Source organism: Paraburkholderia sp. SIMBA_030, assembly GCF_046535245.1.
Classification (GTDB): domain Bacteria; phylum Pseudomonadota; class Gammaproteobacteria; order Burkholderiales; family Burkholderiaceae; genus Paraburkholderia.
The window spans coordinates 1-24,682 of the sequence record NZ_JAWRXB010000028.1 but is presented as its reverse complement, the minus strand read 5'-3'; the positions used below and the strand labels follow the sequence as shown (position 1 = coordinate 24,682).

Below are 24,682 nucleotides of genomic sequence, written 5' to 3'. Positions count from 1 at the left end.
GATATCCATACTCTGGGGCGCAATTTTGAATAGTGCACGGCAGCAAGATGGCCTGAAGCGCGGGCTTAAGAATCGCCACATCCAGCTGATCGCGCTGGGCGGCGCGATCGGCACCGGTCTGTTTCTCGGCTCCGCCAGCGTGTTGCAGGCAGCTGGCCCGTCGATGATTCTCGGCTACGCGATCGGCGGCATCATTGCATTCATGATCATGCGGCAGCTCGGCGAGATGGTCGCGCAGGAGCCGGTCGCCGGTTCGTTCAGCCACTTCGCGTATAAATATTGGGGCGATTTTCCCGGCTTTCTGTCCGGCTGGAATTACTGGGTGCTGTATGTGCTCGTGAGCATGGCCGAGCTGACCGCAGTGGGCACCTATGTGCATTACTGGTGGCCGGGTGTGCCAGCATGGGTATCGGCACTGGTGTGCTTCGCCGGCATCAACGCGATCAATCTCGCCAACGTCAAAGCCTACGGCGAAACCGAATTCTGGTTTGCGATTATCAAGGTGGTCGCGGTGATCGGCATGATCCTGTTCGGCGGCTATCTGCTGATCAGCGGTCACGGCGGTCCGCAGGCCTCGATCACCAATCTCTGGGCTAATGGCGGCTTTTTCCCGCACGGTTTCCACGGCCTGTTCATGATGCTCGCGGTCATCATGTTTTCGTTCGGCGGCCTCGAGCTGATCGGTATCACGGCGGCCGAAGCCGACGATCCGCAGCGAAGCATTCCTAAGGCCGTGAACCAGGTGATTTACCGGATCCTGATTTTTTACATCTGCTCGCTGACGGTGCTGCTCTCGTTGTATCCGTGGAATCAGGTGGCCGCCGGCGGCAGCCCGTTCGTGATGATCTTCTCGCAGATCGGTTCGACGCTGACGGCGAATGTCCTCAACGTGGTGGTGCTGACCGCGGCGCTGTCGGTGTACAACAGCGGCGTGTATGCGAACAGCCGGATGCTCTACGGTCTTGCGGAACAGGGTAATGCGCCGCGTGCGTTGATGAAGGTCGACCGGCGCGGTGTGCCGTATATGGCGATCGGTTTGTCGGCGCTCGCTACCTTCACCTGCGTGATCGTCAACTATCTGATTCCGGCCGAAGCGCTCGGCCTGCTGATGGCGCTGGTCGTCGCCGCGCTGGTGCTGAACTGGGCGCTGATCAGCCTGACGCATCTGAAGTCGCGCAAGGCGATGGTCGCGGCGGGCGAGACGCTGGTGTTCAAGTCGTTCTGGTTTCCCGTCAGCAACTGGATCTGCCTCGCGTTCATGGCGCTGGTCCTCGTGATTCTCGCGATGACGCCGGGCTTGTCGGTATCGGTGTGGCTCGTGCCGGCGTGGCTGGTCGTGATGTGGGGCGGCTATGCGTTCAAGCGTCGACGTGCGATAGCGGGTGGGGGCGTGACGGCGGCGGAGTGATAAGTAAGGGATGTGGCGGCGTGGCGTGCGCTCTTGCGCGCATGCCGCTTGATCCACGCAGGCGGCGCGATTGGCTGGTTGGCTGCAATGCGTAGACTGCCGGCGAGATCGCCGGAAACGACAAACCCCGCAGGCAGAACGCGCTGGCGGGGTTCGAGGAACAGCTGAAGACTGTGTGTCGGTGGAACGCAGTCGAAATCTTTGGTGCCCAGGGCCGGAATCGAACCGGCACGCCTTGCGGCGGGGGATTTTGAGTCCCCTGCGTCTACCAATTTCACCACCTGGGCGGGTCTTGCAGCGCACGCGCCAAGGTATGGCGCACGGCGAAGACGGAGATTATGGCCGAAAATTCGACGGCGGGCAAGCCAGTCACATCCAGCGCTTGCGCGGTCTTCAAACCGTGCGGGAAAACCGCTCAAGGGTTTGCTGGCCGAGATAACGGTCGAACACCATCGCGATGTTGCGCACCAGCATGCGTCCGGCCATCTGTACTTCGAGCTTGCCGCCGCTCACCGACACCAGCCCGTCTTCGTCGAAGCCGCGCAAGCGTTCTAATTCCGGCGCGAACGTATCGGCGAAACGAATCCCGTAAGCGGCTTCGAATTCGTCAAAGCGCAGCTCGAGATTGCACATCAATTGCGCGATCACATCGCGACGCAGACGATCGTCCGCGGTGAGCCGCACGCCGCGCGTGATCGCGAGCCGGCCAGCGTCGATCGCCGCGGCATAGCCGGACAGATCCTTGACGTTCTGCGCGTACACATCGCCGACCTTGCCGATCGACGATGCGCCGAAGCCGATCAGATCGCATTCCGCACGCGTGCTGTAGCCCTGAAAATTCCGATGCAGCGTGCGCTGTGCCTGAGCGCGCGCGAGTTCGTCGGTGGGCAACGCGAAGTGATCCATGCCGATGTAGACGTAGCCCGCGCTCGTCAGGCGCTCGACGACCCGTTGCAGGAGCGCGAGCCGCACCGCGGGCGAGGGCAGCATGGCAGGGTCCATCTGACGCTGCATCTTGAACTGCTGCGGCATGTGCGCATAAGCGAACACCGATAGCCGATCGGGCGCGAGTTCGAGCATGGTGTCGAGCGTGCGGCTGAAGCTGTCGACGGTTTGATGCGGCAGGCCGTAAATCAGATCGACGCCGATCGAGTGGAAGTCCGTGTCACGCGCGGCCTGCATCACTGAAGCGGTCATTTCCAGCGGCTGAATCCGGTTGATCGCCTGCTGCACCACTGGATCGAAGTCCTGCACGCCGAGGCTGAGCCGATTGAAGCCGAGCTTGCGCAAATGCGCGATGGTCTCGGGCGATGCCTCGCGCGGATCGACCTCGATCGAATATTCGCCTTCGGTATCGGGCAGCAACGTGAAATGCTGGCGCGCCGCTGTCATCAGTTCGGCCATTTCGTCGTGCGACAAAAAGGTTGGCGTGCCGCCGCCCCAATGCAGTTGCGACACCGGACGCCGCGTGTCGAAATGCGCCGCCTGCAGCGCCATTTCACGCTTCAACCGTTCGACGTACGGACGCGCATGCGCGCGGTTCTTCGTGGCGACCTTGTTGCAGCCGCAATAGAAGCACACGGTGTCGCAAAACGGAATGTGGAAGTACAGCGAGAGATCCGTGGCGGATGCGCCAGGGTCGGCGGCGGCGCGTAAATAGTCGGCGGGATCGAACGCGTCGCGGAACTGCAGGGCGGTCGGATAGGACGTATACCGTGGACCGTTCGCGCTGTATTTGGCGAGCAGGTCGGGGCGGAATAGCGTGTCGGCGGTGGTCATGAGGGGCTCGGGTCTGACGGCCACCGTTGAAGAGGCAGGAGCCGGCGACGTCGCGCGACCGGATCGAACAGCGCAGGCGCCTCTTGAGCGTGGCCTTTTGTATTCGTCAAGTTTACGTGAGCGATTGCATGCCGGATTGTGTAAAAAGGTCGCATGTGAGGCGATGGCACAATGCGGGTCTGGCAACGTGTTGCCGATGTTCGAGTTCAGGAAAAATGCTGTGAGCGATGTAGTGACAGGTGAGATGAACAGCGTTGTGAAGCGCGAGTCCCCGTTTCATGTGGACGGTCACGCGTGCCGCCCCGATTGCGGCGCGTGCTGTATCGCGCCGTCGATTTCGAGCCCGATTCCAGGCATGCCGCACGGCAAGCCGGCGGGCGTGCGCTGCGTGCAGCTCGGCGACGATCTGCGCTGCGCTATCTTCGGTCAGCCGGAGCGGCCGGCATGCTGTTCCGGTCTGCAACCACAGACGGAAATGTGCGGCACGAGCCGCGGCGAAGCGCTCGCCTGGCTCATCGAACTTGAAACGCAAACTCAACCGCAACCGGCGACGCGCCGATAGCACGCGCGACGAGCCGCCACGCAATCCAGCACGGCAAACCGGCCCAACACAACGCAACCGCATGTTCGAGAAGGCTTTCACAGGAGATTTCGCATGACTCGACCCGCTGCGCCGACCCGGCGCCGCTTCCTGCTTGCAGCGCTGACCAGTTGCACGGCGTTTGGCATCACGGTGTCGCTGACCGCCTGCGCCGCGTCGATTTTTCCGTTCATCCCGTCGCATTACACGTTCTCGCAGCAGCAGGTGCAGGACGCGGTGCAGCGTAAATTCCCGTATCAGCGCACGGTCTCGCAGGTATTCGAGGTCGCGCTGACCAATCCGGTGGTTGGCCTCCTGCCGGACGCCAACCGAGTCTCGGTGAAGCTCGACGCGCGGCTCGCGAGCTCGTTCATGCCGCAGCCGGTCGACGGCGTATTCACGCTGTCGAGCGAACTTGCCTACGACGCCGCCAGCAAATCGGTCGTTCTGAAGTCGCCGAACGTCGACAACGTAAGCGTGAGCGGTCAGGCGCAGGCCTACACGCAACAGATCAACGCCGCCGCCGCGCTGCTCGCCACGCAGTTGCTGACCAACTATCCGATCTACACCTTCAAGCCCGAACAGCTGCAATTTGCCGGCGTGAACTACGAACCCGGTACAATCACAATCCTTACAAACGGCATACGCGTACAAATCGTCGAGAAGTGACGATGTGCGCGGCCGGCAGGGCCGCGCGCTACCGTGCGGACCCTGTTCCGACTATCTACAGCGATAAGGGTCACGGATGGACTGGCTAATGGCTTGCAAGGCGCTGATTCTGGGCGTCGTCGAAGGGCTGACGGAGTTTTTGCCGGTGTCGAGCACTGGCCATCTGATTGTCGTGGGCAGTCTGCTCGATTTCACTGACGAACACGCAAAAACATTCGATGTCGTGATCCAGCTCGGCGCGATTCTGGCTGTCTGCTGGGAATTCCGCCGTCGTATCGGCAGCGTGGTGGCGGGCCTGCCGAGCCGGCCCGACGCGCGCCGCTTCACGCTGAACGTGATCATCGCGACGATTCCCGCAGTCGTGCTCGGCTTGCTGTTCGAAAAGGCCATCAAGGCGGCGCTGTTTTCGCCCGTGCCGGTTGCGTTCGCGCTGGTGGCGGGCGGCGTGGTGATCCTGTGGGCGGAGGCGCGCCAACGCGCGCGAGGCGACGCCGCGCCGCGCGTGCAGAGCGTCGACGATCTGACCGCGCTGGATGCGTTGAAAGTCGGCCTCGCCCAGTGTTTCGCGCTGATCCCGGGCACGTCGCGCTCGGGATCGACGATCATCGGCGGGATGCTGTTCGGTCTCGATCGGCGTGTCGCCACGGAGTTTTCATTCTTTCTCGCGATCCCGATCATTTTCGGCGCGACCGCTTACGAGCTCCACAAAGGCTGGCAGGTGCTGTCCGCCGACACGCTCGGCGTATTCGCGCTGGGCTTCGTGGCCGCGTTCGTTAGCGCTTTCATATGCGTGCGCTGGCTGCTGCGCTATATCGCCTCGCACGACTTCACCGCGTTCGCGTGGTACCGCATCGGCTTCGGGCTGTTGATCCTGCTGGTAGGCTACAGCGGGGCGTTGAGCTGGGCGGAATGAGTTTTTAGTCGCCGCTCGAAAGAAATGAAAAAGGTCCGCGAAATGCAGACCTTTTTTGTTTTTGGCTAGCGCGCTATGGAGCGGTTTTACGCGGCTTTGCGCTTCCTGAACACCAGATCCCACACGCCGTGTCCGAGCCGCAGTCCGCGGCGCTCGAACTTCGTCACCGGACGATACTCGGGGCGCGGTGCGTAGCCGTCGGCAGTGTTATCCAGCGCGGGTTCAGCGCCCAGCACTTCGAGCATCTGTTCGGCGTAGTTCTGCCAGTCGGTCGCGCAATGTAGATATGCGCCCGGCTTCAGCCGCGACACAAGCAGCGCGACGAACTTCGGCTGGATCAGCCGGCGCTTGTGATGACGCGCCTTGTGCCACGGGTCGGGGAAGAAGATGTGCACGCCGTCGAGGCTGTCCGGCGCGATCATCTGTTCGAGCACTTCGACTGCGTCGTGGTGAATGATGCGGATGTTCGACAACCCTTGCTCGCCCATCAGCTTGAGCAGCGCCCCGACGCCCGGCTCGTGCACTTCGACGCCGAGAAAATCGTCGTCCGGACGATGCGAGGCGATCTCCGCGGTGGTCGCGCCCATCCCGAAGCCGATCTCCAGCACGCGCGGCGCCTCGCGGCCGAATACGCTGTTCCAGTCGGGCTGCTGCGGCGTGAACGGCACGACGAAACGCGGTCCGAGTTCGTCCATCGCGCGGCGCTGGCCGGTCGACACGCGGCCGGCACGCGTGACAAAGCTGCGAATGCGGCGTCGATGCAGTGCTGCTTCGGCGGGTGTGTCGCCTTCAATGGGTTCGCCTTCGGTTTCACCGGAATTCGGCGGGAGGTCGTCCGGCAAGCCGGCGTCGTTTGGATCGTGGATCATCGTCGATGCTGCTACAAGGGTGAGGGCTTCGAGGCTGCATGGCGTGCCGTCAGGCGCGGTCCGCGCGGTCGTGCGGCGCGGTGCCGCCGCTCGCACAGGTTGCCATGCCAAACCGCCGCCACTATAAAAAAACCGCCTTCATGGAGGCGGCTCGTGCTGGATTCCGCTGAAAGCTCAGCAGGAGGTGGAGCGGGCGTTGCAAGTGCGCGTAAGGTAGCACAACCGAAAAGGGTGCGTCCAGACGACGGGTAGACGGAAATCGGGGGTGAGATTACATTCCGATTACTTAAATTTAGATTCGATGATCTGGGAAACGAATCATTGGTGTTGACGCAATGAGAAGGCCTCTGTTGATGGGCTTTGTTTCCGCCATTTGCTGTATCAGCGTGGTGCGAGCAGCGGATGTCAACGCGCCGCGCTTTGACCGAGTTCCGGCACGACAGCCGTTTGATCGTGGTTCGCGGCAGCAGGAATGAAACGGGTAGCGGAACTCTTACTACTACGCGTTGGACAGGCGGCTTCAAGCTGGTGAGAAGGCCGTTGAGAAGATTGCGAAGCAGGTTGGGTTGGAACTGGCAAGTCGCCAAGGCAGGCTGGAAAGAATCTGGAGCGGGCGATGGGAATCGAACCCACGGCTCTAGCTTGGGAAGCTAGGGTATTACCATTATACGACGCCCGCAGAGCGCATAATTCTACTCGGGAAAGGGTGGTTTGCGCAAATCGCGCGGCCGCCACCCTTTCCCAAACGGCGCATCGAGCGCCGTTCAGATCACGAAGTAAGTCAACTGAACGGCCGCGCGCGTCACTACCATCAACAGTACCTGCACGATCACGAACAGCAGAATCGGCGACAGGTCGATGCCGCCGAGCTGCGGCACCACACGGCGCAGCGGATTCAGAAACGGCGCGGTCAGCTGATACAGGATCGGCATGGCGGGCGAACGCGGATTGAGCCACGACAGCAGCGCCATCAGGATCGTCAGCCAGATGATCAGATTGAGCGCCCATTTGATGAGGGTCAGCACCGCAACGATCAGCAAAGTCGGCAAGAGCGTGAGCGGATCGGCGCCGGTGAGCCATACCATCAGCACCACGTAGACGATCGCGGCGATCAGGGCCGCGACGATGCTCGCCCAGTCGATATTGCGCGTACTCGGCAGGATGCGCCGCAGCGGCAGCACGATCCAGTTGGTGGCTTGCAGCACCGCGTTCGTGACCGGGTTGTACGGCGGCATGCGCACGACCTGCAGCCAGGCGCGCAGCAACAGCGCGGCGCCAAACAGCGTGAAGACGGTATTGAGCAGAAAACGGGCGATATCGCCAAACATCTCGTGTCCTTATCCTTCGAATGGCGGCCGTCGATCGGCCGCAGGGCGCTGACGCCGACCAATCGGTGCGCCAGCAGGTTCATTTGGATTCCATGCGCCGTGCCCACGGGACCGCGTGTCCCAAGCAGTGGCGCAGTGATTCGATACCACGGTATTCAGGCAAGCCGAATCGGCGAGCTCCGCACCGCCGAGCCGTCCTGGCTCACCGCAAATCACTGCGAAATCTTGATCTCACTGATCAGGATCGTACCGTTGCCGCCGTCGGTGTAATTGGGGATGTCGGCGATCAACTGCTCCGAAGCCGGCTTGAAGACCTTGTAGAAGTCGTCCGCGTTGTCGAACAGGAAGTGTCCTGCCGCGACATACGGCGGTGGCGTGCCTGGCGGCCCGGCGTTGATGCCGACGTCGACCGACCAGCCCTTGAGCGACGGCCCAAACAGCCTTGCCGCAAGCGGCATGTGCGTGACGCAGTAATACTCCGCGTCGAAGTGGCCGTTTTCCCGGTACGGATAGAGGATGCTGACCTTGATCATTGTGCGTTCTCGTCTGTTGGTCCCGAAGCGCGGCGCGGGTGGATTGCGCGCCGCGCCGGTCGTCACATTATCACGGCTTACTTGACGCTTGCACCTGCTGCCGCCTGATTCAGCGAACGGTGAAGCGATTCTTCGACGGCTTCGGCGATCGCGTCGATCGCAGCGGGCGGCCTGGCGCGGCGCTCGGCCAGTCCCACTGCGCGCCGCGACAGCAAACCGTACAGCGCGGCATGATCGCCGCCCAGACCTTCCAGCAGCGCCAACTGCTTCTCCACGACACCGGTGTCGCCGCGCGACACCGGGCCGGCCAGCGCGTTGGGCAGGCCTTTGTCGCGGGCGGTTTCGATGGTGCCGGCCAGCATCGGCAGCAGCGCGCGCAGCGCGTCGTCTTCGGCAAAGCCCAGCGTGCGCCACAACGCGACGCATTCGGCGAGGCTGCACAGCGCGAAACTGGCGGCGTAGTGCGCGGCAGCGTGATACAGCATGCGGCCGCCCGCCGGGATCGACAGCGGATGGCAGCGCAACGCGACAGCCAGCGTCGTCAGCGCCTCTTTAAGCGCGCCGTCGGCCTCGATCGTGACCGAGCAGCCGGTGATCCGTTCGATGTCGGCGAGATCGCCGCTAAACAGGTACAGTGGATGAAAACCGCCGATCGATGCGCCCTGGTCGCGCGCCGGCGACAGTAATTCGACCGGCGAGGCGCCGCTGCAATGCACGAGCGCCTTGGCGTTCGGACCGCCTGCGGCGTTCGGGGCGAAGCGCAGAATGTGCGCTGTCGTACCGATACTGTCATCGGGAACGGCTACAAAGACGATATCGGCGGCGTCGACGGCCTGTTGTGGATCGTCGAATGCCGCGCAATGCTGGATTTGACTGGCGAGCCGGTTGGCCGAGTCCGCCGTGCGGCTCGCCACCGCCGTGACCGGATAGCCGGCGCGAGAGAAGCCGTGCGCGAGACAGCGCGCGAGCCGGCCCGCACCGATGAAACCGAGGCGCGGCAGAGAGGGCTGGGACATGGTTGCCTGCTCCAGACGGGACAGTTGAACGGGAAAGCAGAAGTATCGCGCATCCGTCCGCCGGTGGCGCGGCCTTGGCGTTCGCTTTCCTCAGATCAATTTGCGCGTCATATGGCGCGCCCGGCCGGTCATCCGGCGGCGCGCGTCCTGAGGGCTCAAAAACTGCTCACAATTTCCTGATGAGCCGGTTTGGCAGTTGCTGTTCTGGGTTGTTCGTCTCGCAGTCAGATTCGGGAGTAACCATGAATATTTTTTCTTACCGAAAACACTTGCGGTTCTTGACGCATTCGCAACGCCGCCGCTGGTGGGATCAGAGGAAGCGCTTGACCCCTCGCGTGCGCATCAGTGGCGCATACGTCCCACCTAACGTCTCCAGAGAATTCGCCTATGTGAAAGTAGGCTGACAGCTTCGCCTGCTCGAGGGTAAGAAGTGCCCGGTGCGTTTGTGCCGGGCATTTTTCGTTTGCGTTGTCAGGATTGAAGCTAATTTGTAATCAAAGATTACTGACAAGCCAGCGCCTTGCGCCCCGGGATCGGCGAGGCGGCCTATTCTCGGCTCCCGGATTCGCGTAACCCCTTGGTTTTCAGCCCGCTATGCGTTCCGATCGCGGCGCGTCATACGAATGCCGCCCGCAACCTATTTCCACCGATTGCAATTTGCAACAAATGCGAACAGATACGCGATGACTTTTTCGATACATTGATTGTGTGGCATGCAAAGCATGCAAGTCGGCGACCTTAGTGGGCCGCGCCAGGAGAACAAAAGTGAAAAAGGTCATTCCGTTTGTCGTTGCCGCCGCACTCGGCGTGGGGCTCGCCACTGCTGCGCAGGCGCACGTTTCTGTCGGTATCGGTATCGGGATTCCGGTCGCGCCGGCGTATCCGGTTTATGCCGCGCCGCCGCCGGTCTATTACGCGCCGCCGCAGGTGGTTTATGCACCGCCGCCGGTCTATTACGCGCCGCCCGTCGTGGTGGGTGGTTATTACGGCTACGGCCGTCCTTACTACCGTGGCTATTACGGTCACGGCCGCGGTTATTACGGGCATGGGTACTATCGCCGCTGATCACGATAGCGTGAGTGCGATAGAGCAGTTCACGTTCCCACAGTGCTTGTAACCTGGTCTATAGCTTGTTCGATGAGTTGTTGACGGCGTAACGCCGGCTTGATCGCTGGGTTACGCCGTTTGTGTTTTGCGAGGCCGCGTTCGTACTGAGGGCAGAGTATCGCCGCGCAAGTAACATTCCAAAGCATTGTCGAAGCTGAGAGAATGGCTGTTTAGCCACCGCTCTGGAGAGTTTCGCCGATGCAAGTGCTTCCCGCCCCCACTTTCGACGATGTACTCGACGCCGCTGCGCGTCTTGAAGCCGTCGCGCACCGCACCCCCGTTCTGACATCGAGCACGTTCAACGAGCGCACGGGCGCCTCGGTGTTCTTCAAGTGTGAAAATTTTCAGCGCATGGGCGCGTTCAAGTTTCGCGGCGCCTACAACGCGATCTCGCACTTCAATGCGACGCAGCGCGCGGCGGGCGTGCTGACGTATTCGTCGGGCAATCATGCGCAGGCAATTGCATTGTCGGCGCGCCTCGCAGGCATCCGCGCAACGATCATCATGCCGCACGACGCGCCCGCCGCCAAAGTCGCGGCGACCAAGGGCTACGGCGGTGAAGTGATCAGCTACGACCGCTACACGGAGAATCGCGAAGAGATCGGCCGGCGGCTCGCCGAAGAGCGCGGTATGACGCTGATTCCGCCGTACGATCATCCGCATGTGATCGCGGGGCAGGGCACGGCGGTCAAGGAACTGATCGAAGAAACCGGGCCGCTCGACCTGCTGTTCGTTTGCCTCGGCGGTGGCGGCCTGATCGGCGGCAGTGCATTGTCGGCGGCGGCCTTGAGCCCGGCGTGCACGGTGATCGGCGTTGAGCCCGAAGCGGGCAACGACGGCCAGCAGTCGCTCGCGCGTGGCGAGATCGTGCATATCGACGCGCCGCGTACGATTGCGGACGGCGCTGCTTCCACCCATCTCGGCGACTATACGTTCGCGATCATCCGGAAGCTGGTCGCGCAAATCGAAACGGTCAGCGACGAGCAGTTGATCGAGACGATGCGCTTTTTCGCGCAGCGCATGAAGATCGTGGTCGAGCCGACGGGCTGCCTTGCCGCGGCCGCAGTGCTCAACGGCATCGTGCCGGTGAAGGGCAAGCGCGTGGGCGTGGTGGTGAGCGGCGGCAACGTCGATCTGGCGAAGCTGGCGCAGTATCTCGCCTGATACATCGGCTGATGCCTGGCTGATGCGTGTTACGCAGCGGTTTTGGAAAGACGGAAGACGGCTCGCCAACGCGAGCCGTTTTTTAGCTCGCGGCGTGCGCGGTCTGCACGATCAGATCGCGATACCCGTTGACGATCACGCTATACGAGAAGTACGCGAACAGCAGCGCCGACAGCACGTGACAGGCGCGCAGCAAACCGGTGCCGGCGCGTTTGCGTCCGTGGCTGCCGAGTCCGCAGATAAAGATCGTCCAGCACAGGCCACCGAGAAAGAAGCCGCCGAGGAACACCGGCGCGGTGCTAACGCTGGTCGCACCGGCTTTCGCGATCAGCGCGCCGCCGACTGCCGCGAACCACAGAATCGCCGACGGCGACGACACCGCCAGCAACACGCCGCGCAGAAAACCGCGCCACGCGGACAGATGCGGCGCATTTGCGTCCGGCTCGCCTGCAACCGGCGGCGCCGATGCCGGGAACATCGCTTCGCGCGCCATTTTCCAGGTGAGAAACAGCAGAATCGCCGCGCCGCCGATCCACACGACCCAACGTACCGATTCGAACTGCAATAGTGCGGCCATACCCGCGAGCGCGAGCGCCGCGTAGATGAGATCGCCGATGCAGGAACCGAGACCCAGCCAGAAACCCGGCTTGAAGCCGTGCGAGAGCGTCAGCGAAATCATCGCGACGTTGACGAGACCGATATCCAGGCACAACGACAACGACAGAAAAAAGCCATCCGACATCATTGAAAAGGCATGCATTCGCGCAACTGTTCCATCAGTTTTGTTATTCAGACTTGTTTTGCCGGCTCGCTTTACAGGCCTAACTCGTTCCACAGCGCGTCGATGCGCCGTTTGACCGCGTTGTCCATCACGATCGGGCGGCCCCATTCACGATCGGTTTCGCCGGGCCATTTGTTGGTCGCGTCGAGTCCCATCTTCGAACCGAGACCCGCCACTGGCGACGCGAAATCCAGATAATCGATCGGTGTGCGATCGACCAGCACGGTGTCGCGCGCCGGGTCGATGCGCGTGGTGATCGCCCAGATCACTTCCTTCCAGTCGCGGATGTTCACGTCCTCGTCGACCACGACGATGAACTTCGTGTACATGAATTGCCGCAGGAAGCTCCACACACCGAACATCACCCGTTTGGCATGGCCCGGGTAGCTCTTCTTCATCTGCACGATCGCCATTCGGTAGCTGCATCCTTCAGGCGGCAGATAGAAATCGGTGATCTCGGTGAACTGCTTCTGCAGCAGCGGCACGAACACTTCGTTGAGCGCGACGCCGAGCACGGCGGGTTCGTCGGGCGGCTTGCCGGTATAGGTGGAGTGATAGATCGCGTCGCGCCGCATCGTGATGCGCTCGACCGTGAAGACGGGGAACCACTCCTGCTCGTTGTAATAGCCGGTGTGGTCGCCATACGGTCCTTCCAGCGCGTGTTCGTACGCGGCCGACGCGCCCTTGGCCGGACGCGGCGGCGCGCCGGCCGGGGCGGGCGAGGGCGCGCCTTCCTGAGGATAGATGAAGCCTTCGAGCACGATCTCGGCGCGCGCCGGCACCTGCAAAGTGTCGACGCCCGGCGTCATGCACCTGGCGAGCTCGGTGCGCCCGCCGCGCAGCAGTCCGGCGAACTGGTATTCGGATAGTGTGTCGGGCACCGGTGTGACCGCGCCGAGGATGGTCGCCGGATCGGCACCGAGCACCACGGCCACGGGATATGGTTTGCCCGGATTCTGCAGTGCGAATTCGCGGAAATCGAGCGCGCCGCCGCGATGGGCGAGCCACCGCATGATCAATTTATTTCGGCCGATCAGTTGCTGGCGGTAGATGCCTAAGTTTTGGCGGCTCTTATTCGGACCTTTTGTGATGGTCAGGCCCCATGTGATCAGCGGTCCCGCATCGCCCGGCCAGCAGGTCTGAATCGGCAGCTTCGCGAGGTCGACATCGTTGCCTTCCCAGACGATTTCCTGGCACGGCGGCGCGCTCACTGTTTTCGGCGCCATGTCCCAAACAGCCTTGGCGAGCGAAAACAGTTTGCCGGCGTCCTTGAGCCCCCTGGGCGGCTCCGGTTCCTTGAGTGCCGACAACAGGCGTCCGACGTCGCGCAGCGACTCCAGCGCTGCGCCATCCCCTTCACCGGCTTGTGCGTCGACACCCATGCCGAGCGCGACGCGGCGCGGTGTGCCGAACAGGTTGCCGAGCACCGGGAACGCATGCTCCTGCTTGCTCTCAAACAGCAAAGCCGGACCGCCGGCGCGTAGCACGCGATCGCACAGTTCGGTCATTTCCAGGATTGGCGAGACGTTTTGCGGGATACGGCGCAGTTCCCCGATCGTTTCGAGACGGCCGACGAAGTCGCGCAGGTCTTTGTATTTCATCTGGTCCGGTTCAGTGCCGTGCGAGCGGCTGGAATGAAGGGCGCGGCAGGTGATTGCAACGCCAAAACGATTGTCGATTTTACCTGTGTTGACTGGGCCACGTAGATCAGCCAAATGGTCCAAATGGCGGGGACTAATCGAGATAGCTGAAGAGGCGCGCACGGCGCGGTTTTCCACGCACTGAACACTGTTCATTATTACAATTAGTTATACATTTGACTATCTATAGTGTTGACGATCTATAAAACCCTGCATAGAATCCGTCCACATTGGTTGCAGGGCGTGAACCTTTTTACCACCGCCCCCGGTCCCTTCAGACGCAACGCGTCACCGTTTACCGACCCCCTGCACGGTATTTGACGGTCTTACTGAAGTCTTCGCCAGCGCCTGTTGACGCTGGTTTTTCGCGTGGGAGCCTCCGCCTGCATGTTTTTTTGGCATGCCGCGGTCTCTTTGCAAGATGGCTCCCCACAAACGGTATTTGCCGTTTTCCCGACGTCGCAGCTGCCCTAACCAGACAGAGCGCGCGATGTCTTGACTCTGCGAATGTGTGTTACCGCCTGTTCAACTGGCGGAGTTCGCGGATCATGCAACATGGGAGATCTGAATGAACGCCTGGTTATCGTGGCGTCCCGATGAGCGTATCGCACAAGTTGTGCGTGGTGCGCTGCGTCGCGGGACGCGAATGAGTCATCACCTGTTCAGCATCGTCGGCGGTTTCGCTGTCGTGCTGGCACTCGCGCTGTGGCTGATGCCGGCCTGGCGCGGAACGCTCGCCGCCAAGTTGATGCCGGTCATTTCGGCCGCTGTGCAAGCCGGTCCCGCCCGTCTGCTGCAGGGCAACCCGCTGCCGGCTTTCGGGCCGCCCGGCGGCGCGTCCTCTGACGACTCGCTGTCCGCGAATTCGACCAGCAACGATGCCGCTAGCGGCTCGAACAACGGCAACAATGGCGTTACCGCCAGCAACACCAGCTTCGACGGCGCTTTCGACGGTAGCGGCACGGCCGGAATGGGCGTGGCGGCGCTAAACGGGCTCGACCCGCGCACCATGCACAGCGTTAGCGCGCTGGCGCGGCTGATTCCGCAGCAACGCGTCTCGGCCGACGCACGCGACGATCGTGTGCTGGTTTCGACCCGCGAGCAGGATCTGGTCTCGTCGTATCTGGCGCGGCGCTATCGCGTCGCTCAGGAGCCGGTCAGCGAACTCGTGAAAGCGGCGTTCGACACCGGCCACGAAGTCGGTCTCGATCCGCTCCTGCTGCTGTCCGTGATGGCAATCGAATCGGGCTTTAACCCGTACGCCGAGAGCGGCGTGGGGGCGCAGGGCCTGATGCAGGTGATGTCCAAGGTGCATTCGGACAAATTCCAGTATTTCGGTGGCCAGAGTGCGGCGCTCGAACCGGTCGCGAACATCAAGGTGGGCGCACTGGTGCTGAAGGATTGCATCGCACGCGGCGGTTCGCTGCCGGGCGGCTTGCGTCTGTACGTCGGCTCGACCTCGCAGGACGACGGCGGTTACGGCGCCAAGGTCGTGGCCGAGCGTGGCCGTCTGCGCGATGTGGCGCGTGGCCGCAAGGTGCCGATCAACGCGCCGCAGGCGCCGGTTTTGACCGCGTCGACCACGGCTACGGCTGCCGCAGCGGGTAACGGCAAGCGCGTGCAGGTAACGCTCGATAATAGTCATCCGTTGAGCGCGGCAGCACCGGTGAAGCCGCCGGTTTCGGAGCAGGACGATGCTAGCTCCAACGCTACCAAGCATGTGGCGTCGGCTTCGGAGTTGGGCGCCTGAGGTTGCTGGCCCCGGTTGGCGTGACGCGATAGGCGGCTCCAATAAGAAAAAGGACACCCTCGGGTGTCCTTTTTTCGTTTGGCGCTGCGCCGCGCGGCAGTCAGTCTCATCAGACCTCGCTGCCGTTCCAGGCCTTCGATCAATGCGGCCCGAACAGCCTTCCCAATCGCTCGACCGCTTCTTCCAGCTTCGGATAGGTGGTCGCATACGAGAGCCGGATGTACGTCTTCGGCGCATGCGTGCCGAAGTCCATACCCGGAACCAGCACCACGCCCGCATCGTGCAACATTGCCCTGGTCAGCGCCGCGCTGTCGCCGGCTGCCGGATGCGCGACCGTGCCGCAATCGGCGTACACGTAGAACGCACCGTCAGGCACGACCGGCACAGAGAAGCCCAGCGATTCCAGCGCCGGTGCAATGAAGTCACGGCGGCGTTTGAATTCGAGGCGGCGCGCTTCGTAGATCGCGATCGTTTCCGGTTCGAAGCAGGCCAGCGCCGCGTGTTGCGCGAGCGCTGACGCGCAGATGAACAGGTTCTGCGCGAGCTTTTCGAACGCGCCGACCATTGCCGGCGGCACCACCAGCCAGCCCAAACGCCAGCCGGTCATGTTGAAGTACTTCGAGAAGCTGTTGACGGTGATGACGTCGTCGCCGAAAGAGAGCGCCGAGACAGGTTTCGCGTCGTAGCTCAGGCCCTGGTAGATTTCATCGACGATCGTAAAACCGCCGCGTGCGCGCACGGTCTTGACGATGCGCTCGAGTTCGGCCGGTTCGATCGACGTGCCGGTGGGGTTCGACGGCGACGCCAGCAGCACGCCGCGCGTGTGCTCGTTCCACAGACGCTCGACATCGGCGGCAGTCAGTTGGAAACGTTCGGCCGGGCCGCTCGGCACCATGACCGGTTTGCCTTCGGCGGCGATCACGAAATGCCGGTTGCACGGATAGCACGGATCGGGCATCAGCACTTCGTCGTCGCGGTCGACCAGCGCCGCGCACGCTAACAGCAACGCGGCGGACGCGCCCGCCGTGACGACGATCCGCGCCGGATCGACGCTGACGCCGTAGGCCTCGGCGTAATGTGCCGAGATCGCTTCGCGCAGCGCGTGCAAGCCGAGTGCATTGGTGTATTGCGTGACGCCGCGGCGCAGCGCGCTGGCGGCTGCCTCGATCACCGGCTCAGGGGCGGTGAAGTCGGGTTCGCCGATTCCCATGTGAATGATGTCGCGCCCATCGCGCTCCAGCAGCGCGGCTTCCTTGGCCAGTTCCATCACGTAGAAAGGCTGGATGGCGTCGACGCGGGCGGCAAGCCGCACCAAGGGTTCCGTCACGGAGTTCATACGATCAATCCAATTCAGAAGCAAAAGCGGGACGGCGCTGCACATGCGCATGCGTTCATGCGCGCGGCGCCGTCCTTGCGAACAGTCCAGCGGTCCAGTTGCCGGCGCTCCGGCGCTCCGGTGTTTCCAGCGAGGCGCATGGCTCATGCGCCTCACGCTCAATGCTTGCGAGCCGCCTGCGTTTCAGCGGCGCGCAGTTGCGCCGACAGCTTGTCCAGCACGCCGTTCACGTATTTGTAGCCGTCCGCGCCGCCAAACGTCTTGGCCAGCTCGACCGCTTCGTTGATGACCACGCGATAGGGGATATCGACGTGATTCTTCAGCTCGAACGCGGCGACCAGCAGCACCGCGCGCTCGACCGGCGAGAGCTGGTCGAGCGGACGGTCGAGGCACGGCGCGATATCGGCGGAGAGCGCTTCCGAGTCACGGATCACGCCGTGCAGGATGGCGTTCAGATGCTCGTGGTCGGCCTTGTCGAAGCCCTGCGCGCCGCGCAGTTGCGCGTCGATTTCACCGCCGGGCGAGCCCGACAGCAGCCACTGGTAAAGCCCCTGCGTGGCCAGTTCGCGGGAGCGTCGGCGTGCGCTCTTCATGCCTCTTCCTCTTCTTCGTCTTCTTCTTCGTCATCGCCACCGAGTTGCTCGAGTGCAACAGCGAGATTTGCCATTTCGATGGCCACGCGCGCCGCGTCACGACCTTTTTCGGTCATGCGTGCGACAGCTTGCTCGTCGGTTTCAGTGGTGAGCACGGCGTTGGCGACCGGAATGCCGAAATCGAGACCGATGCGCGTGATGCCCGCGCCGCTCTCGTTCGACACCAGTTCGAAGTGGTACGTCTCGCCGCGAATCACGGCACCCAGCGCGATCAGTGCGTCGAATTGCGCGCTTTCGGCGAGCTTTTGCAGCGCCAGAGGGATTTCCAGCGCGCCCGGCACGGTGACCAGCAGGACGTCTTCGCCGGTGACGCCAAGGCGTTCGAGTTCTTCGATGCAAGAATCGGCGAGGCCGTTGCAGACGGGCTCGTTAAAGCGCGCCTGGACGATGCCGATACGCAGTCCGTCGCCGTCGAGATTCGGTTGGTATTGTCCGATTTCCATGTGAATTCCGTAGTGTTTTGAGTGAGCGCCAAGCGCGTGAATGGTCGGATCAGCCTTAATGCGGAACCGGCGCGGTGCTGCCCGGCATTGGCACGAAGCAGGTGACTTCGAGGCCGTAGCCCGACATGCTGCCCAGCTTGCGCGGGTTCGACAGCACCTGCATCTTGCCGACCCCGAGTTCGCGCAGAATCTGCGCGCCGATACCGTAAGTCTTGAAGTCGACCGGCCGGCGTTTGAGCGCCTCGGCTTTTTCTTTCGAATCGAACGCCTTGAAAACGTCGATCAGGTGGTCTTTCGAATCGCCGCAGTTCAGCAGCACGATCACGCCGAGGTCGCGCTGGGCGATCTCTTTCATCGCCGCATCCAGCGTCCACGAGTGGGTCGACTCGCCGACTTCGAGCAGGTCCAGCACCGACAGCGGCTCGTGCACCCGCACCGGCGTGTCCTGCTCCGGGGTCGGCGTGCCGCGCACCAGCGCGATATGCGGCTGGCCGCTCGGCTGGTCGAGATACATCACCGCGCGAAACGCGCCGTGCGCGGTTTGCATGGTGCGTTCGCAAATGCGCTCGACGATCGATTCGGTGCGGCTGCGATAGTGAATCAGATCGGCGATCGTGCCGATTTTCAGATCGTGCTCTTTGGCGAATTCCATCAGGTCCGGCAGGCGCGCCATGGTGCCGTCGTCCTTGATGACTTCGCAGATTACCGCCGCTGGCGTGAGGCCTGCCAGCGCGGTGAAGTCGCAGCCGGCCTCGGTGTGGCCGGCGCGCACCAGCACGCCGCCGGGCTGCGCCATGATCGGGAATACGTGGCCCGGCTGCACGATGTGCTCGGCTTTCGCGTCCGGCGCGACCGCCGTGGCGATCGTGCGGGCGCGGTCGGCCGCCGAAATGCCGGTGGTCACACCTTCGGCTGCTTCGATGCTGACGGTGAACGCCGTGCCGTACTGCGTGCCGTTGCGATAGGTCATCAACGGCAGGTTCAGCAGCTTGCAGCGTTCCTGCGTGAGCGTGAGACAGATCAAGCCGCGGCCGTAACGGGCCATGAAGTTGATCGCTTCCGGTGTAACGAATTCGGCGGCGATCACGAGGTCGCCCTCGTTTTCGCGATCTTCTTCGTCGACGAGGATCACCATCCGGCCTGCTTTCAGTTCGGCAATGATCTCTGGGGTGGAGGCGAGCGTCATGTTGGCGAGATTTTCGAAGAAAGCGCGTATTTTACGCCACGCGCGCCTCCACGTCGCCTGTGCGGGATGGCATAGGCCGTTCGGCCTGACCGTTTAGCTGACCGGCGGGCGCCTGGCGCTCGATTTACGCCGTCATCGCGCTGGTGACTTTATTCACCCTGCTACCACCACGATAGCCAAGTCCTTCCGATCACCAGCGGAATGTTTCAAAGATGAAACGTGCCCTTTAACGTACCGGGCTGCGCAGACACCCATCACGTTGCATCGGGCGCGCGCCGCGACAGACGGACGTTTGTGCTCGTTAACGTGCCCGGCTGCGCGGACACCCGTCACATTGAATCGGAAGTGCGCCACGCCAGACGGATGTCTCAAAAATGGCACGTCTTCGACGCCGGACTCGACTGTCGCCGCACTCATTGCGTATACGCCCGGTTACCCCGGTTTCCAGGGCGGGCGGTGGGGGTCGTGGTGCCTCGCTCATAGCGGCTCTGTCGCTCCGCATGGGGAAATCCGTCTCACTTCTGAAACCAACATCCATGTCTGTTTCATTCGCCCCCTATGGCCATGGCTCGCCGTTGTGTCTCGCACCCTAGAGACCGCACATGGCCCAGTACTTGCGAGTGCCTTCGACACAAAGATAAGCAGTCACGCAGAACAACGAACACAAAACAAACCTCAACGGGGTACATCATGTGCAAGACCGAGCGCTTGACAGCGGGGACTTCAGCGCCTATTGGGCTGACGCGTCAATCAGACCGTCACCAGCGTACTGGCGTGCAGTAAATGCATTCCGCCGCAACAGAAGCCGCAGCGGAAGCGGCGGGACAGCGTGCCACTCGGGGGTGGGACCTGCCACCGACGTCCGGTATCGAAGACGATCCGCTGCTGGGTTGCCTTCTCATACTGACTCGACTGTTCAACCAGCCGGTGGGAGCCGACACCCTCATCGCCGGCCTGCCGCTGATAGACCACCGGTTGACGCCGGAGCTATTCATTCGAGCAGCGGCTCGCGTGGGCATGTCTGCCAAACTAGGCAGGCGTTCGCTGGAAAGCATCTCTGACCTGGTCCTGCCCGCAGTCTTGCTGTTGAACGACAGGCAGGCATGCGTGCTGGTACGCAGGAACACCTGTGGCAGCATGCAAGTCATCCTCCCCGAAACAGGCGCCGGAGAAGAAGAGGTCAGCCTTGAGGACCTGGAGCGACGTTATGCGGGCCATGTGCTGTTCGCCCGCCCCGCTCACCGGTTTGACCAGCGCACCGCGGAGAGTGCCGTGCCTCGCCCTCGCCACTGGTTCTGGGGCGTGGTGGGGCAGTCCTGGCCGATCTACGGCGAAGTCATGCTTGCGTCGATGCTGGTCAACCTGTTCGCGTTGGCCATGCCGCTTTTCACGATGAACGTATATGACCGGGTGGTGCCGAACCACTCGCTTGAGACGTTGTGGGCGCTGGCGGCAGGCATCATGTTGGTGATCGTGTTCGATTTGCTGATGCGTACATTGCGCGGCTACTTCATCGACGTGGCTGGCAAGAAAATCGACGTGATCCTCTCCGCCAACATGTTCGAGAAAGTACTCGGCATTCAGATGGCAGTGCGCCCGCCTTCCGTCGGCGGGTTCGCTTCCCACATACAGGAGTTCGAAGCGGTACGGGAGTTTCTCACTTCGGCTACCGCGGCCGCCCTGATCGATCTTCCGTTTTCGGTTGTATTCATTGTGGCGATGTTCTGGGTCGGCGGTGCGCTCGGATGGCTGCCGTTGATGGCATTGCCTCTCGTGATCGGCGTAGGAGTTGCCGTGCAGGCGCCGCTTGCACGGGCCGTGCAGGCCAGTCAGCGCCACGCGTGCCAACGGCAAGCGCTTCTGATCGAAACCCTCGTGGGCCTCGAAGCGGTCAAAGTCACTGGCGCGGAAGGACCGATGCAAGCCAAGTGGGAGCAGTTGCTCGGCCAAATGGCGAGGCTCGGGCTCCGGTCACGTTTTCTGTCGGGATGCGCGGTCAACTTCGCCATGTTTTCCCAGCAGGCCGCCTATCTCGCCGTGGTTTTGTGCGGCGTCTACATGATCGCGGACGACAAACTCACCACAGGCGGCTTGATCGCCTGCACTATTTTCACTGGCCGTGCGTTGTCGCCAATGAGCCAGGTGGCGACGCTCCTGACCCGCTACCATCAATCCCGCAATGCGCTGGCATCGATCGATGGGTTGATGAATCTGCCCGGTGAGCGCCCGGCCGACAAGAGCTTCGTGCATCATCCGACGCTGCGCGGTGACATCGAGTTCAAGAACGTCAGCTTTTCATACCCCGGCCAGAGTGGTGTATCGCTCGATGCCGTTTCGTTCCGGATCGTTGCTGGAGAGCGCGTTGGCATCATCGGGCGCGTCGGCTCGGGCAAGACCACTATCGAAAGACTCATCCTGGGGCTGTACCCGCCCAGTTCCGGAAATGTGCTTATTGATGGCGTCGAGCTGCGTCAGTTCGACCCTGCGGCGCTGCGGCGAGGCATCGGGCACGTGCCTCAAGATGTCATGCTGTTTAACGGCAGTGTGAGAGAGAACATCGTGCTGGGGGCACCCAGTACGGACGACGCCGCCGTGCTGCGTGCTGCACAAATCGCGGGCGTGACCGACTTCGTCAACCGCTTGCCGAACGGATTCGATCTGGTCGTGGGTGAGCGCGGCGAAGCGTTGTCGGGCGGTCAGCGGCAGGCCATCGCGATTGCCCGCGCAGTGTTGCTTTCGCCGCCGGTGCTGATGCTCGATGAGCCCAGCAGCGCGATGGACAACCGGTCCGAAGAGTTGTTCAAAGCGAGACTCGCGGCCCAGCTCGAAGGCCGCACACTGCTGCTCATTACTCATCGCGCATCGCTGCTCACGTTGGTCAACCGCCTGATCGTCATGGATCAGGGCCGCGTCGTCGCCGATGGGCCCAAGGAACAGGTACTGGCTGCCCTTGCAGGGAGGAAGCTCCATGTCGCTGCTGGCTAAGCCTGAAGGCGCGGACCCATCGCCGGCGTGCCGCCGGGTCGGGCTCAAACAGCTGGCCGGCCGAATTGGCGCAGCCATCAAGCCTCGCACGGACGACACGGCGTTCATGCGGGAGAGCTGCGCGGCGGCCATGGAAGGGCCGCGCTATTTCACCCACTGGATTCTCTGGTCGACGCTGGCCTTCTTCGTCGCTGCGTTCGTTTGGGCTGCGGTCACCAACGTCGACGAAGTGACTGTTGGAGAGGGGAAGGTGATTCCGTCCAGCCGGGTGCAAGTGGTGCAGAACCTGGAAGGTGGCATCGTGTCCGAAATCATGGTCCGCGTGGGGCAGGTCGTACAAAAGGGCCAACCGCTCATGCGCATCGACGATACGCGTTTTACGTCGTCGTACAAGGAAGGGCAGGCCAAGGATGCCGCATTGATTGCCCGGATCGCGCGCCTGAGCGCCGAGGCGAACAACACCCCATTCGTTGCGCCCGCCCAATTGGAGCAGACAAGCCCAAAGCTGCTGGAAGAAGAAAGATCGCTGTACGAGTCCCGCCAGCGTGAATTGCAGGCCAATCTGGCCGTGCTCAAGCAACAGGCCGACCAACACCGGCAGGAACTCGCGGAGAAACGCTCACGTGAAGCGCAACTGCTGCAAAGCTACAGCCTTGTCGCAAAGGAACTGGCGTTGACGAGCCCGCTTGTGCAGAAGGGTGCGGTGTCCGATGTCGAAGTCCTTCGGCTCGAACGCCAGGCCAACGACATGAAAGGCGACCTCGATGCGACGCGGCTGGCGATGCCGCGGCTGGACGCTGCCTATCGCGAGTCTCGCCAGAAGATTGATGAATTGACTGCGCACTTCCGTGCCGACGCGATGAAGGACCTGAATCAGGCCCGTGCCGAGCAGGCGGCTCTCAGCGCGGCCAATATCGCTCTGGAAGACCGTGTCACGCGCACGCTGGTGCGCGCTCCGTTGAGGGGCATGGTCAAGCAGATCAAGATCAATACCGTCGGCGGCGTGGTTCAGCCCGGCATGGATCTGCTCGAGATCGTCCCGCTCGGCGACACGCTGTTGATTGAAGCGCGTGTGCGTCCGTCGGATATCGCGTTTCTGCATCCAGGGCAGGATGCCACGGTCAAGCTCTCTGCATATGACTTCTCCATTTATGGAGGCTTTCCTGCGACCGTCGAGGACATTAGCGCCGACACGCTGGTGCCCGAACGACCCGGCGAGAAACCTGACAGTTACTACCGGATACTGGTTCGCACCAGGCAGAACAAGCCCAGTGGGCGGAGTGAGCCGGTCACGATCGTGCCGGGCATGATCGCTACGGTCGATATCCGGACTGGGCGCAGGACCGTGCTGCACTACCTGCTCAAGCCCGTGATCAAGACCAGGGAAACGGCGCTGCGCGAGCGTTGAGAAGACTGCAAACGAAGATCGATTGAAGATGCGGCCGCCACTCCGGGTCAATAACTGGGGGAGCAAGCATGGCCGACATCGTCAGCGCTATGCATACAAAGGCTAACGACAATCCTGCCTCGCGCGTCGGTTCGTAGTCGACCGAACGCCTGGCGATCCGATTTATTGCACGTCGGCGGAGCACTGTGGCACCGCACGCGACGGGCATCTTGCGCTGAGACGAGTTAACGATAACGGGGGCATCATGACGACCATTAGCAATGGAATTACGGTTTCCATCAGCAATACGCCGCAAGCCAACAATGATCTATTTACGTCGGCCCAGACAGGACTCACCGACAATGCGCTCGGCGTCGTCTATCTTAACGTGATGGCCAACGATCTCGGCGGAGCGGCCAAGACGCTCTACTCGATCGACTCCGGTACCGAAGCCACGACAGTGCTCGAGCAAACAGCCCTGCTGACTCAAGACACCGTCAGGGCGGAAGCCGTCAGCACAGACTACAGCGCACACGGTGCACACCTTTGGATCACGTCGGACGGAAAGGTGGGATACGACGCGAGTCATCTGGATTCAGCCTGGCTCTCGAACAGCTTCAACTCTGTCGGTTACGCACAAGACAGCTTTACCTATGCGATTCGGCTCGGCAACGGCACCCTGAGTTGGGCGACCGCCTATGTCGACATTGCGCCGCCTGCACCCGTCGTCACGCTGGCGCATGACACTGGCGTTTCGGCCGCAGACCACATCACATCCGATAGCACGCTCGCCGTCAGCGGGCTCGCGCATGGAGCGACGGTGCAGTACAGCAGCGATAACGGTGCACACTGGACCAGCGGCTTCAGCGCCGTGGAAGGGGTGAATACCGTGCAGGTCCGGCAGATTGATGTGGCCGGCAACGTCTCGGCGGCGGCCACCTTGAATTTCACAATCGATACGGCAGCCGGCGCCGCACCGGGGGTGGCGCTCGCGACCGACTCGGGCAGCAGCGCCAGCGATCATGTGACCAACGTCGGTACCCTGACGCTCGGTGGCGTCGAAAGCGGCGCGACCGTGCAGTACAGCATCGATAGCGGGGCGCACTGGACCAGCAGCTTCAGCGCCGTCGAAGGCGCGAACACCGTGCAGGTCCG

21 protein-coding genes and 2 tRNA genes are annotated in these 24,682 nt (G+C 62.4%); 10 read left to right on the top strand and 13 right to left on the bottom strand.

Translation table 11 applies throughout. The features are described 5' to 3' along the window. The first annotated feature begins 25 nt into the window (after window positions 1–25). Window positions 26–1,408, top strand: a complete 1,383-nt coding sequence (locus SB772_RS34985; protein ID WP_410837696.1) for an amino acid permease — start codon at window positions 26–28, stop codon at window positions 1,406–1,408. 202 nt (window positions 1,409–1,610) lie between these two features. Here the strand turns inward: SB772_RS34985 and SB772_RS34980 are convergent. Further along, window positions 1,611–1,695 (bottom strand) — tRNA-Leu (locus tag SB772_RS34980). Window positions 1,696–1,801: 106 nt separating this feature from the next. Continuing rightward, the gene (gene hemN / locus SB772_RS34975; RefSeq protein ID WP_410837695.1) at window positions 1,802–3,187 is read right to left on the bottom strand and encodes an oxygen-independent coproporphyrinogen III oxidase; all 1,386 of its coding nucleotides are present in this window, start codon (window positions 3,185–3,187) and stop codon (window positions 1,802–1,804) included. Between the two features lie 244 nt (window positions 3,188–3,431). Here hemN and SB772_RS34970 point away from each other — a divergent pair, with 244 nt between their 5' ends. The 3 genes from SB772_RS34970 to SB772_RS34960 all read left to right on the top strand — a co-directional run bounded on the left by SB772_RS34970 (window position 3,432) and on the right by SB772_RS34960 (window position 5,349). Beyond that, on the top strand, window positions 3,432–3,749 hold the full coding sequence (locus tag SB772_RS34970) for a YkgJ family cysteine cluster protein (RefSeq protein ID WP_410837759.1): 318 nt from the start codon (window positions 3,432–3,434) through the stop codon (window positions 3,747–3,749). A 93-nt stretch (window positions 3,750–3,842) separates the two neighbouring features. Beyond that, window positions 3,843–4,436 carry a DUF1439 domain-containing protein gene (locus SB772_RS34965; protein WP_410837694.1) on the top strand — a complete coding sequence of 198 codons (594 nt, stop codon included), beginning with the start codon at window positions 3,843–3,845 and terminating at the stop codon, window positions 4,434–4,436. A gap of 76 nt (window positions 4,437–4,512) precedes the next feature. Further along, complete coding sequence (locus SB772_RS34960; protein WP_410837693.1) at window positions 4,513–5,349, top strand: undecaprenyl-diphosphate phosphatase; 837 nt, start codon at window positions 4,513–4,515, stop codon at window positions 5,347–5,349. 86 nt (window positions 5,350–5,435) lie between these two features. Here SB772_RS34960 and trmB read toward each other — a convergent pair whose 3' ends face one another. The 5 genes from trmB to SB772_RS34935 form a co-directional block, all read right to left on the bottom strand. Then, entirely contained in the window at window positions 5,436–6,218 is a 783-nt protein-coding gene (trmB, locus tag SB772_RS34955; RefSeq protein WP_410837692.1) for a tRNA (guanosine(46)-N7)-methyltransferase TrmB, read from the bottom strand. Window positions 6,219–6,823: 605 nt separating this feature from the next. Further along, window positions 6,824–6,897 (bottom strand) — tRNA-Gly (locus tag SB772_RS34950). Between the two features lie 85 nt (window positions 6,898–6,982). Further along, a complete protein-coding gene (locus tag SB772_RS34945) occupies window positions 6,983–7,546 on the bottom strand; it encodes a YggT family protein (protein WP_410837691.1) in 564 nt (187 codons plus the stop codon). A 212-nt stretch (window positions 7,547–7,758) separates the two neighbouring features. Further along, window positions 7,759–8,079: an EthD family reductase gene (locus SB772_RS34940; protein WP_410837690.1), complete on the bottom strand. Its 321-nt coding sequence runs from the start codon at window positions 8,077–8,079 to the stop codon at window positions 7,759–7,761. A gap of 77 nt (window positions 8,080–8,156) precedes the next feature. After that, entirely contained in the window at window positions 8,157–9,095 is a 939-nt protein-coding gene (locus tag SB772_RS34935; RefSeq protein ID WP_410837689.1) for a Rossmann-like and DUF2520 domain-containing protein, read from the bottom strand. Window positions 9,096–9,860: 765 nt separating this feature from the next. On the opposite strand from SB772_RS34935, the gene SB772_RS34930 reads away from it, so the two are divergent. Next, the gene (locus tag SB772_RS34930) at window positions 9,861–10,160 is read left to right on the top strand and encodes a hypothetical protein (RefSeq protein WP_410837688.1); all 300 of its coding nucleotides are present in this window, start codon (window positions 9,861–9,863) and stop codon (window positions 10,158–10,160) included. A 240-nt stretch (window positions 10,161–10,400) separates the two neighbouring features. Further along, a complete protein-coding gene (locus SB772_RS34925) occupies window positions 10,401–11,366 on the top strand; it encodes a threo-3-hydroxy-L-aspartate ammonia-lyase (protein WP_410837687.1) in 966 nt (321 codons plus the stop codon). Window positions 11,367–11,448: 82 nt separating this feature from the next. Here SB772_RS34925 and SB772_RS34920 read toward each other — a convergent pair whose 3' ends face one another. Both SB772_RS34920 and SB772_RS34915 read right to left on the bottom strand, forming a co-directional pair. Next, the gene (locus SB772_RS34920; protein ID WP_410837686.1) at window positions 11,449–12,126 is read right to left on the bottom strand and encodes a LysE family translocator; all 678 of its coding nucleotides are present in this window, start codon (window positions 12,124–12,126) and stop codon (window positions 11,449–11,451) included. Window positions 12,127–12,179: 53 nt separating this feature from the next. Then, complete coding sequence (locus SB772_RS34915) at window positions 12,180–13,748, bottom strand: UbiD family decarboxylase (protein ID WP_410837685.1); 1,569 nt, start codon at window positions 13,746–13,748, stop codon at window positions 12,180–12,182. A 607-nt stretch (window positions 13,749–14,355) separates the two neighbouring features. Here SB772_RS34915 and SB772_RS34910 point away from each other — a divergent pair. Continuing rightward, complete coding sequence (locus SB772_RS34910; RefSeq protein WP_410837684.1) at window positions 14,356–15,537, top strand: transglycosylase SLT domain-containing protein; 1,182 nt, start codon at window positions 14,356–14,358, stop codon at window positions 15,535–15,537. Between the two features lie 139 nt (window positions 15,538–15,676). Here the strand turns inward: SB772_RS34910 and SB772_RS34905 are convergent, their stop codons facing one another. The 4 genes from SB772_RS34905 to ribBA all read right to left on the bottom strand — a co-directional run bounded on the left by SB772_RS34905 (window position 15,677) and on the right by ribBA (window position 19,155). After that, the gene (locus SB772_RS34905) at window positions 15,677–16,873 is read right to left on the bottom strand and encodes a pyridoxal phosphate-dependent aminotransferase (protein WP_410837683.1); all 1,197 of its coding nucleotides are present in this window, start codon (window positions 16,871–16,873) and stop codon (window positions 15,677–15,679) included. Window positions 16,874–17,031: 158 nt separating this feature from the next. Continuing rightward, window positions 17,032–17,466: a transcription antitermination factor NusB gene (gene nusB / locus SB772_RS34900; RefSeq protein ID WP_410837682.1), complete on the bottom strand. Its 435-nt coding sequence runs from the start codon at window positions 17,464–17,466 to the stop codon at window positions 17,032–17,034. Beyond that, window positions 17,463–17,969, bottom strand: a complete 507-nt coding sequence (gene ribH, locus SB772_RS34895; RefSeq protein ID WP_410837681.1) for a 6,7-dimethyl-8-ribityllumazine synthase — start codon at window positions 17,967–17,969, stop codon at window positions 17,463–17,465. The genes nusB and ribH overlap by 4 nt, the downstream gene beginning before the upstream one ends. 55 nt (window positions 17,970–18,024) lie before the next feature. After that, on the bottom strand, window positions 18,025–19,155 hold the full coding sequence (gene ribBA / locus SB772_RS34890; RefSeq protein ID WP_410837680.1) for a bifunctional 3,4-dihydroxy-2-butanone-4-phosphate synthase/GTP cyclohydrolase II: 1,131 nt from the start codon (window positions 19,153–19,155) through the stop codon (window positions 18,025–18,027). Window positions 19,156–19,938: 783 nt separating this feature from the next. Between ribBA and SB772_RS34885 the strand changes: the two genes are divergently transcribed. The 3 genes from SB772_RS34885 to SB772_RS34875 form a co-directional block, all read left to right on the top strand. Continuing rightward, complete coding sequence (locus tag SB772_RS34885; RefSeq protein ID WP_410837679.1) at window positions 19,939–22,140, top strand: type I secretion system permease/ATPase; 2,202 nt, start codon at window positions 19,939–19,941, stop codon at window positions 22,138–22,140. Next, a complete protein-coding gene (locus SB772_RS34880; protein ID WP_410837678.1) occupies window positions 22,124–23,548 on the top strand; it encodes an HlyD family type I secretion periplasmic adaptor subunit in 1,425 nt (474 codons plus the stop codon). The genes SB772_RS34885 and SB772_RS34880 overlap by 17 nt, the downstream gene beginning before the upstream one ends. Before the next feature lie 244 nt (window positions 23,549–23,792). Next, window positions 23,793–24,682 (top strand): Ig-like domain-containing protein (locus SB772_RS34875; RefSeq protein ID WP_410837677.1); only part of this gene is annotated, 890 nt, incomplete at its 3' end.

Excerpts from the sequence above, each read along its gene's own strand:
- trmB (WP_410837692.1), bottom strand. The coding sequence starts at position 6,218 with ATGATCCACGATCCAAACGACGCCGGCTTGCCGGACGACCTCCCGCCG.
- nusB (WP_410837682.1), bottom strand. The coding sequence starts at position 17,466 with ATGAAGAGCGCACGCCGACGCTCCCGCGAACTGGCCACGCAGGGGCTT.
- SB772_RS34935 (WP_410837689.1), bottom strand. The coding sequence starts at position 9,095 with ATGTCCCAGCCCTCTCTGCCGCGCCTCGGTTTCATCGGTGCGGGCCGG.
- ribBA (WP_410837680.1), bottom strand. The coding sequence starts at position 19,155 with ATGACGCTCGCCTCCACCCCAGAGATCATTGCCGAACTGAAAGCAGGC.
- SB772_RS34880 (WP_410837678.1), top strand. The coding sequence starts at position 22,124 with ATGTCGCTGCTGGCTAAGCCTGAAGGCGCGGACCCATCGCCGGCGTGC.
- ribH (WP_410837681.1), bottom strand. The coding sequence starts at position 17,969 with ATGGAAATCGGACAATACCAACCGAATCTCGACGGCGACGGACTGCGT.
- SB772_RS34915 (WP_410837685.1), bottom strand. The coding sequence starts at position 13,748 with ATGAAATACAAAGACCTGCGCGACTTCGTCGGCCGTCTCGAAACGATC.
- SB772_RS34885 (WP_410837679.1), top strand. The coding sequence starts at position 19,939 with ATGCATTCCGCCGCAACAGAAGCCGCAGCGGAAGCGGCGGGACAGCGT.
- SB772_RS34960 (WP_410837693.1), top strand. The coding sequence starts at position 4,513 with ATGGACTGGCTAATGGCTTGCAAGGCGCTGATTCTGGGCGTCGTCGAA.
- SB772_RS34940 (WP_410837690.1), bottom strand. The coding sequence starts at position 8,079 with ATGATCAAGGTCAGCATCCTCTATCCGTACCGGGAAAACGGCCACTTC.
- SB772_RS34910 (WP_410837684.1), top strand. The coding sequence starts at position 14,356 with ATGAACGCCTGGTTATCGTGGCGTCCCGATGAGCGTATCGCACAAGTT.
- hemN (WP_410837695.1), bottom strand. The coding sequence starts at position 3,187 with ATGACCACCGCCGACACGCTATTCCGCCCCGACCTGCTCGCCAAATAC.
- SB772_RS34970 (WP_410837759.1), top strand. The coding sequence starts at position 3,432 with ATGAACAGCGTTGTGAAGCGCGAGTCCCCGTTTCATGTGGACGGTCAC.
- SB772_RS34965 (WP_410837694.1), top strand. The coding sequence starts at position 3,843 with ATGACTCGACCCGCTGCGCCGACCCGGCGCCGCTTCCTGCTTGCAGCG.
- SB772_RS34905 (WP_410837683.1), bottom strand. The coding sequence starts at position 16,873 with ATGAACTCCGTGACGGAACCCTTGGTGCGGCTTGCCGCCCGCGTCGAC.
- SB772_RS34925 (WP_410837687.1), top strand. The coding sequence starts at position 10,401 with ATGCAAGTGCTTCCCGCCCCCACTTTCGACGATGTACTCGACGCCGCT.
- SB772_RS34945 (WP_410837691.1), bottom strand. The coding sequence starts at position 7,546 with ATGTTTGGCGATATCGCCCGTTTTCTGCTCAATACCGTCTTCACGCTG.
- SB772_RS34920 (WP_410837686.1), bottom strand. The coding sequence starts at position 12,126 with ATGCATGCCTTTTCAATGATGTCGGATGGCTTTTTTCTGTCGTTGTCG.